The sequence below is a fragment of the Streptomyces sp. NPDC059169 genome, assembly GCF_042755225.1.
GTDB lineage: Bacteria > Actinomycetota > Actinomycetes > Streptomycetales > Streptomycetaceae > Streptomyces.
Genome location: NZ_JBHZCF010000017.1, coordinates 186,814 through 196,084, shown reverse-complemented (window position 1 = coordinate 196,084; position 9,271 = coordinate 186,814). Strand labels below are relative to the sequence as shown.

General features: G+C 72.7%; 8 protein-coding genes. 3 read left to right on the top strand and 5 right to left on the bottom strand.

The genetic code is table 11. From position 1 onward, the window contains the following. The first annotated feature begins 745 nt into the window (after positions 1-745). Entirely contained in the window at positions 746-3,151 is a 2,406-nt protein-coding gene (locus ACFXOM_RS28150; RefSeq protein ID WP_384939346.1) for a PQQ-binding-like beta-propeller repeat protein, read from the top strand. Positions 3,152-3,180: 29 nt separating this feature from the next. Here ACFXOM_RS28150 and ACFXOM_RS28145 read toward each other — a convergent pair whose 3' ends face one another. Further along, positions 3,181-3,960, bottom strand: a complete 780-nt coding sequence (locus ACFXOM_RS28145; RefSeq protein WP_385039852.1) for a hypothetical protein — start codon at positions 3,958-3,960, stop codon at positions 3,181-3,183. A gap of 200 nt (positions 3,961-4,160) precedes the next feature. On the opposite strand from ACFXOM_RS28145, the gene ACFXOM_RS28140 reads away from it, so the two are divergent. After that, positions 4,161-4,715, top strand: coding sequence for a hypothetical protein (locus tag ACFXOM_RS28140; RefSeq protein WP_384939350.1), 555 nt, complete (start codon positions 4,161-4,163; stop codon positions 4,713-4,715). A gap of 200 nt (positions 4,716-4,915) precedes the next feature. On the opposite strand, the gene ACFXOM_RS28135 is transcribed toward ACFXOM_RS28140, so the two are convergent. Genes ACFXOM_RS28135 through ACFXOM_RS28125 form a run of 3 tightly spaced genes read right to left on the bottom strand, consistent with a single transcriptional unit; the run spans position 4,916 to position 7,289 of the window. Then, a complete protein-coding gene (locus ACFXOM_RS28135) occupies positions 4,916-5,686 on the bottom strand; it encodes an enoyl-CoA hydratase/isomerase family protein (RefSeq protein WP_384947429.1) in 771 nt (256 codons plus the stop codon). Beyond that, a complete protein-coding gene (locus ACFXOM_RS28130; protein WP_384939354.1) occupies positions 5,683-6,135 on the bottom strand; it encodes a Zn-ribbon domain-containing OB-fold protein in 453 nt (150 codons plus the stop codon). Before ACFXOM_RS28130 ends, ACFXOM_RS28135 begins: the two co-directional genes overlap by 4 nt. Before the next feature lie 5 nt (positions 6,136-6,140). After that, the gene (locus ACFXOM_RS28125) at positions 6,141-7,289 is read right to left on the bottom strand and encodes a lipid-transfer protein (RefSeq protein ID WP_385039849.1); all 1,149 of its coding nucleotides are present in this window, start codon (positions 7,287-7,289) and stop codon (positions 6,141-6,143) included. Positions 7,290-7,347: 58 nt separating this feature from the next. Between ACFXOM_RS28125 and ACFXOM_RS28120 the strand changes: the two genes are divergently transcribed. Beyond that, on the top strand, positions 7,348-8,925 hold the full coding sequence (locus tag ACFXOM_RS28120) for a FadD3 family acyl-CoA ligase (protein WP_385039864.1): 1,578 nt from the start codon (positions 7,348-7,350) through the stop codon (positions 8,923-8,925). On the opposite strand, the gene ACFXOM_RS28115 is transcribed toward ACFXOM_RS28120, so the two are convergent. Continuing rightward, positions 8,916-9,095, bottom strand: coding sequence for a hypothetical protein (locus ACFXOM_RS28115; protein WP_385039846.1), 180 nt, complete (start codon positions 9,093-9,095; stop codon positions 8,916-8,918). The two genes, ACFXOM_RS28120 and ACFXOM_RS28115, sit on opposite strands and share 10 nt — an antisense overlap. Between the last annotated feature and the right edge of the window lie 176 nt (positions 9,096-9,271).

Genomic DNA, 9,271 nt, shown 5'->3' with positions numbered 1-9,271 from the left:
GGGGGGGGGGGGGGGGGGGGGGGGGGGGGGGGGGGGGGGGGGGGGGGGGGGGGGGGGGGGGGGGGGGGGGGGGAGGGGGGGGGGGGGGGGGGGGGGGGGGGGGGGGGGGGGGGGGTGTCCTCCCCCCCCCCCCCCCCACCGCCCCGGATCCGAGGAGCAGGAGGAGCCGCCGTCCGGCAGGGACGGCTCTGCGATATCCGTGAGGTGTACGGACTTCGGGCGGCCCATGGGGGTGACGGGGTGAGTGGGGTGTGCGGGCCGTGCGGCCGTGGTTGTGCACCGGGCGGGAGTGCGGCTCCGTGAGATCCGTCGGCTCTGCACGTCCGTGCGGTCCACGGGACTCATGGGGCTCATGAGGTCCAAGCGACCGTCGAGCTCCAAACGTTCAGCGAGGTCCATGAGGCCTGTGCGGCCCGTGCGGCCCGTGCGGTCCGTCGCGCCGTGCCCGGACGGCGTCGCTTCCCCGCACCACGTCCGCTACGCTCCGTGACGATCGTGGCGCCCGGCCTCCGTTCGTACGGTCCGCGACGGGTTCCTGGGCGACCTCGCCCGTCGGGGATCCGCACGCTCCGTGACCATGTGTCCACCCGCTCGTCGCCTCCCGCACCGTTCCCGGGGCGAGCCTCGCAAAAAGTACCGAGACACCCCGATACCGCCCCGGGTTCGCAACCGTCGCCTTCGGCAGGAACAATCAGGTGGCGACGGGGCCGTACCACACGGCTCCTACGGGGAGGTGGCAGGCGAAGTGGAGCAGCTGACGCAGCACGACCCGAGGCGGATCGGCCCCTTCGAGGTGCTGGGACGGCTCGGGGCCGGCGGCATGGGGCTGGTCTATCTCGCACGGTCGGCGTCGGGCCGGCGTGTGGCGATCAAGACGGTGCGCACGGAACTCGCCGAGGACCAGCTCTTCCGGGTCCGCTTCACGCGCGAGGTGGAGGCGGCACGGGCGGTCTCCGGTTTCTACACCGCTGCCGTCGTGGACGCCGATCCGCGCGCTGCGGTGCCGTGGCTCGCCACCGCCTACGTCCCCGCCCCATCGCTCGAAGAGATAGTGAACGAGTGCGGGCCGCTCCCGGCCCAGGCGGTCCGCTGGCTGGCCGCAGGCATCGCCGAGGCGCTGCAATCCATCCACGGCGCCGGCCTCGTCCACCGCGACCTGAAGCCGTCGAACGTGCTCGTGGTCGAGGACGGCCCGCGCGTCATCGACTTCGGCATCGCTTCGGGCGTCTCCAACACCCGGCTGACCATGACGAACGTCGCCGTCGGCACCCCCGCCTACATGTCGCCCGAGCAGGCCCGCGACTCGCGGAGCGTGAGGGGCGCGAGTGACGTCTTCTCCCTGGGGTCGACCCTGGTCTTCGCCGCGACCGGACACGCCCCCTTCCACGGCGCCAACCCCGTGGAGACGGTGTTCATGCTGCTGCGCGAAGGCCCGGACATCGAGGGACTGCCGGACGAGCTGCGGCCGCTGATCGAATCCTGCATGCAGACGGAGTCCGGGCTGCGGCCCTCCCCGGAGGACCTGCAGGCCCAGCTCGCACCGCACCTGTTCTCGTCCGGCGGGGACGACGACAGCGGTACGGCCTCGGCCTGGCTGCCGACCACGGCCGTGTCGATGATCGAGCAACGCCGCGGCGGCCGCCCCACCACCGGTGCGGCCGGGGCGACGAACCGTCCGCCGGAGCAGCCCCCCGCCCCACCCGCCCCACCCGCGCCGCCCAGACCCGATCGCGCCCCCGACTTCGACGGCGCCCCGCACGGCGGCGGTGACCCGCGGGCCGGGCGGGCGGGCCACGGAAGCCCGCGGTCCGTCCCCGAAGGCCCCGTGCGGCTGCCCGGTGCCAAGGTGCCGATCGGACCCGGCCCGCGGGTCGCCGACCGGAGCGTCGTCGGGGTCGATGCGGGGCCCGCCACCGGCTGGATCCGTCCGCCCGGCGGTGAGGCGGCCACCAGTGCCGCACCGCCCGTACAGCCGGTGCCCGCCCCCGCTCAGCCGCCGGGCGGCGGACCCGGGCGCTGGCGGCCCTGGCGGTTCCGCATGTCCAACGACGTGTGGGGTACTCCCGTCGTGGACGCCGGTCTGCTCTACGTCACGTCGTTCGAGGTGCACGCCCTGGACGTCGCCACGGGCCGGCGCCAGTTCAAGACTCGCGACGTGGCCTGGTCGATGGCCGTCGAGGGGGGCCGCATCCACGCCTCCGACGGGCCCACGCTCTACGCCCTCGACGCTGCGGACGGCAGCGAACGCTGGCGGCTGCAGACCGATGCCTGGGTGTACTCGCTCCAGGCGGTCCGTGGCACCGTCGTCACCGGCACCCGTGGCGGTGGCGTCCAGGGATGGGAGGCCTCCAGCGGAGAGAAGCTGTGGGAGGTCACCGGCGCGCAGACCGAATTCGAGACCGCCGAGGCCGGCCCCGTACTGAGCGACGACACCGTGTACGTGTGGCGCAACGCCCGTCTCCAGGCCCTGGACGCCCGGACCGGCACGGAACGCTGGTCGTACCCCGTCGGCGACGCGGCGTCCTGCGGCGGCGTTCCGGTGCGGGTCGCCCAGGCGCCCGACGGCTGTACGTACGTTGCCGCCGGCACCCGCGTCCTCAGCGTCGACACCGCGAGCGGGCACGTGCGCTGGCACTTCGAGGCGCCCGCCGTGTTCCTCTCGCCGCCCGCCTTCGCGCCCGGGGCCGCGGTGACCGGCGGCGGTGTGTACCTCGCCGACTACCTCGGCACCGTGTACGCGCTCGACGCCACGACCGGCAAGGACCGCTGGCGGATCGCCACGGAGGCCCGCCAGTCGATCGAGCCGGTGCTCGTCGCGGGGGGCAACGTCCACGTGGGCAGTGGAAGCGCGCTCTACACGCTGGACGCGGTCACCGGTACCCCGAAGTGGCGGTTCGCCGCGGGCGGCGAGGTGGTCGGCGCCCCGGTCGTCGCCGAAGGCCGGGTGCACTTCGGTTCCGCCGACCACGTGCTCTACACGCTGGACGCCAGCGGCGGGCAGCTCCGCTGGAAGCTGGCGACCGGCGGGGAGATCACCGGCTCGCCGGTGGCCCGCAACGGTGTGGTGTACGCCTGCTCCAAGGACCGCTGCGTCTACGCGCTCGACGCGGTCAAGGGCACGGCGACGGGGAGGGGAGCCTCCGCCAACTGAAGCCATGTCGCGCACGAGCGCGCGGCAGGTCAGGTCTCCTGTGACCGCCCGGGGTCCTCGTACCGATCGTCGTGCGCGCTCCCCCGGGGGTTCTCGCGGGGGCGCCGGTACGGTCCCCGGTACGCTCCGTTCGAACCCTGGGCCGGTCCGTACGGGTCCTGGGCCGGACCCGTCCCATAGGGGTCCTGGGCCGGTCCGTACGGGTCCTGGACCGGACCCGTCCCATAGGGGTCCTGGGCCGGTCCCGCTCCGTACGGGTCCGGGCGCGGACGCCGCGGCAGGTCCGTCGACAGGGGCATCGTCTGCGTCGTCTCGTCGTCCTGGGCCGCCCAGCCGTACGGCTCGGGGCCGTCGGTCCCCCGGTACGGCGCCGGTTCCTCGGCACGCTCGAGCCGTGGAGCGCGGCCGCTCATCACGGCCGCGGCGAGCAGCAGCAGGATGCCCCCGCCCAGCGCGGCGGCGACTCCGTCGCCGAGGGCGGGGCCGCGACCCCCTACGGTGAGGCTGCCCGCGGCTTGGCCCTGGCGCACCATCCACAGGACGGTGAACCCGAGGACGATCACTCCGGCGAGCGCCACCAGCAGGCGCGACCGCAGCACCAGGCCGATCAGCGTCACCAGAGCGGCGAACGCGAACGGCAGGAGGATCGAGGTCGCGAGCTCCGTCTGCGCGCGGGTGACGCCCTGGAAGAGGTCCTGAACGCGGTACGCGCTGCCCTGACGGCCGTCGTACCAGACACGGAAGGGGCTCCAGACGGCGGCCGTCGCTCCGACGAGAGCCATGACCGAGCCGATGACGTTGCGGACCATGGCCGGCCTCCTCTCGCAGCAGACGCTACGCCCGGCGCTCCGGGTTCGCGACCCCTTGGCCCACCGCTGACGGCGCGCCGACGAGCCGGTCGGCTCCGCTGCCGCTCGGGCCGGCCGGCCCCGTCAACCCTGTTAGGGTGACGTGTGCCCGTCAAGCACTTTGGGCCATTCGTTTCCAGACACTTCCAACGGGGGTTGAAGTGAAGATCCGTCATGTCCGGGCAGTCGCCGTTTTCGGAATCGCCGTCGTGGCCCTGACCGGAGCCCGCGGCTCCCACGGCGCCGGTTGCTCCGGTGGTTCGCACTCGTCCTCGTCGTCTTCTTCGGGCTCCTCCGGCTCCTCCGGCAGCACCGGCGGCAGCGACCACGACGGCGGTTCGTCGGCGGGTTCCACGACGGGTGACGGCAGCAGCTCCGGCTCGAGCTCCGTGAGCGGCATCGGAGGCAAGAAGTCCAAGAGCCGTCCCGAGGACGACGTCCGGATCGAGTCCTGTGCCTTCGACCCGTCGCGCGGAGTGGTCGCCCGGGTCAGTGCGACCAACAAGAGCGATTCCGAGCGCTACACCTACACGTTCAGCGTGAAGTTCACCGATCCCCAGGGCGCCCTGCTGAGGGAGAGCAACTCCACCATCCCGTGGGTCGGTCCCGGCACCACCGACACCATCGACGTCGCGGCCTCGTACTCGCCGAGCAGCGGCGACGGCAGCGGCGGCAAGTGCCGGCTCACCAAGGTGAGCCGCGCCACGGCTTCGTAACCCCCGTCCTGCCGCGCGACCTTCCCCCTTCCCCCTTCCGCCGCGCCCGCACCGACCACATCGTCTCGGGCGGGCGCGGGCGCTCCCTCGAGCCGCCGCTGCTCGGCGGGGCGCGACCCAGGAGCCGGCCGACGTTCCGGCCGGCCCGCCCACCCTGGATGGCGCCCGACGCACTCACCGTGGACGCCGCACGCACCGCGTCAGCGCAGCCTGAACCCCGAGCGGCGGGCAGCGAACAACTCCGCCTGCCGCTCGGGGGCCAGATTCCCCAGTGCGATCAACTGCGGCGCCTGCGCGAGCGCCTGGGCGCGCACGGCTTCCTTGGCCGCCCAGAGGGCCCGTACCGTTCCCTGCACCGCAGCCGTCGGGTACGAGGCGATCACCGCCGCGCTCCGCCGGGCCGCCGCCAGCTCCTCGCCGGGCGGGGTGACCTCGCTGACCAGTCCGATCTCGTACGCGCGCTGTGCGGAGACCCGCTCCGCCGTGCCCATCAGCGCCATCCGGGCCACCTCGCCGAACGGCATCCGCGCCGCCATGTACACCGATTCATAGGCGCTGACCATCCCGTAGGCGGTGTGCGGATCGAAGAACTGGGCGTCCTCGGCGGCCACCACGAACTCCGCTTCTCCCAGCAGGTAGAACGCCCCGCCGCAGGCCAGCCCGCGCACCGCCGCCACGACCGGCTTCCACAGGTCGTTCGCCTTCGGCCCGATCGCGATCAGCGGATCGTCGACCGAGTACGGGGACGACGGCTGCGGTACCAGCACGGACCGGTCGATGCCCGTGCAGAAGGCCCGGTCCCCCGCGCCGGTGACGACCGCCGCGCGCACGGAGTCGTCGAAACGGAATTCCTTCCACACGGCGGCGAGTTCACCGGCCGTCGCCAGGTCCACTGCGTTGTGCCGGCCGGGCCGGTCGAGGGTGACGACGGCGACACCGCTCTGCGCGTCGCGATCGACCCGGATGCTCACGGACGCTCCAACAGCCAGCACGGGACGGGCGTGCCGCCGTCCGCGGAAGGTCCGAAGGCGACCCGCACCGGTGCTCCGATGCGGAGCCTCGCCGGATCGACCGAGTTGAGCGTCGCACCGGGTGCCGCGACGACGTTGCCGACGAGCCTGATGTGCGGGGCGTCGACGAGCTCGACGACGACCGCGTTGTACGGGGCCTGGGCGGCGTACCAGGGGAGCAGCGGCGGGTGGGGGAGCACGTACGACCAGATCCGGCCCCGCCCGCTCATCCGGTGCCACTCCGAGTCGAACGACCGGCAGTGCGGGCAGCACGGACGGGGCGGGAAACGCAGTGCGCCGCAGGAGGCGCACGACTGGACGCGCAGCTCGCCCCGGGCCGCGTACTCCCAGAAGGGGGCACCGTCCTCGTCGGGTACGGGCGTCAGGCGCCGGACGGCGGTATCCGTCAAGGGGCTCAACTCCTCAGCAGTAGCGCGGATGTGGGGACTCCCTCGCCTGCCGTGACCAGGCAGGTCGCGGCATCCGGAACCTGTGCGGTCGAGCTGCCGCGCAATTGCTTCACGCCCTCGTTGATGAGGTTGAAGCCGTGGACGTACGCTTCGCTGAGTCCGCCGCCTCCGGTGTTCAGGGGCAGCCGGCCGCCGATCTCCAGGGCGCCGCCCTCGGTGAAGGACCCGCCCTCGCCGCGGCCGCAGAAGCCGTAGCCCTCGAGCGACAGGGGGATCAGCGGGGTGAAGGCGTCGTAGATCTGGGCGACGTCCACGTCCTGCGGCCCGAAGTCGGCCGACTTCCACAGCTGCCGGGCGGCCGTCCAGGCGGGGCCGGTGAGCGGGTCGACGTTCCAGTAGTTGACCATTCCGTGGTGCTGGGCGGGCAGGCCCTGGGCGACGGAGTGCACGTAGACGGGCCGGTGGCGTAGGTCCCGGGCGCGCTCGGCGGACACCACGACGCAGGCGAGCGCCCCGTCCGTCTCCAGGCAGTTGTCGAACAGGCAAAGGGGCTCGCTGATCCACCGGGAGGTCATGTACATCTCGCGGGTCAGCGGCCGTTCGTACATCATCGCGGCCGGGTTCTGGTTGGCGCGGTTGCGGCAGGCGAGGGCGACGTTGAAGAGGTGGTCGCGGGTGGCGCCGTACTCGTGCATGTAGCGCCGGGCGAGCATGCCGATCTCGTCGGCGGGGCGCAGCAGCCCGAAGGGCCGGGTCCACTGGCCGGGGGTGGGCAGCTGGACGCTGGTGTTCTTCCAGGGGCGTGGGCCGGAGCCGCGTTTGCGCGACCGCCAGGCGACCCCGACGCTCGCCTGGCCGGTCGCGATCGCCGCGGCGAGATGGGCGACGGTCGCGCAGGAGCCGCCGCCCCCGTAGCCGACCTTGCTGAAGAACGTGACGTCCCCTGCGCCGATGGTCTTGGCCACCTCGACCTCGTCCGTCTCCTCCATCGTGTACGAGGCGAAGCCGTCGACGTCGGCGGGCGACACCCCGGCGTCGTCGAGTGCGGCGAGGATGGCCCGGCAGGCCAGGGTCTTCTCGGATTCGGGAAGGTGTTTCGCGAAGGCGGTCTGCCCGATCCCGGCTATCGCGGTTGCGTCCTTGAGGCTCGCCATGGCGGTGAGGGTACAGCTAATCTGACGGATAGTCAGCTACGTTGGGGGAGGGCGAATGATGCGCGGCGACCTGGAATGGGGCTCCATCCCGCGGCTGGTGCGGAGTGCCGGGGAACGCTTCGGGGAACGGGAGGCGGTCGTCGACGGTCGCCACCGCATCTCCTACGCGGAGCTCGGCGAGCGCGTCGAGCGGGCGGCGGCCGCCTGCATCGCGGCCGGCACCGAGCCCGGTGACCGCGTCGCCGTCTGGGCGCCGAACTCACTCGACTGGATCGTCTCCGCCCTGGGCGCCGTGACCGCCGGCGCGGTGCTCGTCCCCCTCAACACCCGTTTCAAGGGCTCGGAGGCGGCGTACGTCCTGGAGCGCTCCCGCGTCAGGCTGTTGTTCATCACCGGCACCTTCCTCGGGACGTCGTACGTGGCGTCGCTACGCCGCTCCGGGGCCGAACTCCCCCATTTGGAACAGGTGGTGGTGCTGGCTGACGGCGCGCCGGAGGACTACCGCACCTGGAAGGACTTCCTCGCGGGCGGCGACGGGGTGGACGCGGCCAGGGTGCGGTCGCGGGCGGACGCGGTCGCCCCGGACTCCCCTTCAGACATCGTCTTCACCTCGGGGACGACGGGCCGTCCCAAGGGTGCCGTCATCACCCACGCGCAGACGCTGCGCTGCTACGGCGTCTGGAGCGAGCTGGCGGGGCTCAGAGAGGGCGACCGGTACCTCATCGTGAACCCGTTCTTCCACACCTTCGGCTACAAGGCCGGCGTCATCGCGTGCCTGATGCGGGGCGCGACGATGGTGCCGCAGCCCGTTTTCGACGTCGACACGGTGCTGGCGAACATCGCCTCCGAGCACATCTCGGTGCTTCCGGGACCGCCCACACTCCACCAGTCCCTCCTGGACCACCCGGCACGGGCCTCCTACGACCTCTCGGCGCTACGGCTGGTGGTCACGGGCGCGGCGGTGGTCCCGCTGCGGCTCGTGGAGCGGCTGCACAGCGAGCTGAAGATCGCCACGGTCCTGACGGCGTACGGGCTCTCCGAGGCCAGCGGCATCGTCACGATGTGCCGCCGCGGCGACGCCCCGGAGACCATCGCCGCCACCTCGGGCCGCGCCATTGCGGACACGGAGGTCCGCGTCTCGTCCGCCGTGCCGGGAGAACAGGGCGAGATCCTGGTGCGCGGCCACCACGTCATGCAGGGGTACTTCGAGGACCCGCAGGAGACGGCGAAGGTCATCGATGCGGACGGATGGCTGCACACGGGTGACGTGGGCGTCCTCGACGCCGCGGGCAACCTGCGCATCACCGACCGGATCAAGGACATGTTCATCGTCGGCGGCTTCAACGCCTACCCGGCTGAGATCGAGCAACTCCTCGGTCTGCACCCGGACATCGCCGACGTCGCCGTGATAGGCGTGCCGGACGGGCGGCTCGGTGAAGTCGGCAAGGCGTACGCGGTGCGGCGCGCGGGGTCGACGCTGACGGCGGACGACCTCATCGCGTGGTCGCGCAGGGAGATGGCGAACTACAAGGTGCCGCGGCAGGTGGAGTTCGTGCCGGACCTCCCCCGGAACGCGAGCGGAAAGGTGCTGAAGACCGAGCTGCGAGCGCGGAGCGCAGGGGCGGATCAGCCCTGATCCTGGGAGTTGTCGCCCCGGTCGCCGGCGGTCGGACCGCCGGCGCTGCGGTCGGCGGCACGCGGCGGCACCGGGGTGTGGTTGTCGGCTGCCGCTGCGGTGGCCGACGTTCCGGCCAACGTCGCGGCCACGACGGCCGCCACTGTGACGATGCGGCCCGTGCGGGTCATGTTCGTCTCTCCTGACTGGTGAACCGGGCTTCTTCCGGATGCCTCTGGTGTGGATGTGGACGTGCCGCGGGGGGGGGGGGGCTCCCCCCTGTCGTCGGGGTATGCCCCCCCCAAAAGGGGTCTTAGTTACTCCCCGGGGGGGGGGGGGGGGGGGGTGTTTTGTTTTGATGGGATCC

Excerpts from the sequence above, each read along its gene's own strand:
- ACFXOM_RS28145 (WP_385039852.1), bottom strand. The coding sequence starts at position 3,960 with ATGGTCCGCAACGTCATCGGCTCGGTCATGGCTCTCGTCGGAGCGACG.
- ACFXOM_RS28125 (WP_385039849.1), bottom strand. The coding sequence starts at position 7,289 with ATGGCGAGCCTCAAGGACGCAACCGCGATAGCCGGGATCGGGCAGACC.
- ACFXOM_RS28120 (WP_385039864.1), top strand. The coding sequence starts at position 7,348 with ATGCGCGGCGACCTGGAATGGGGCTCCATCCCGCGGCTGGTGCGGAGT.
- ACFXOM_RS28115 (WP_385039846.1), bottom strand. The coding sequence starts at position 9,095 with ATGACCCGCACGGGCCGCATCGTCACAGTGGCGGCCGTCGTGGCCGCG.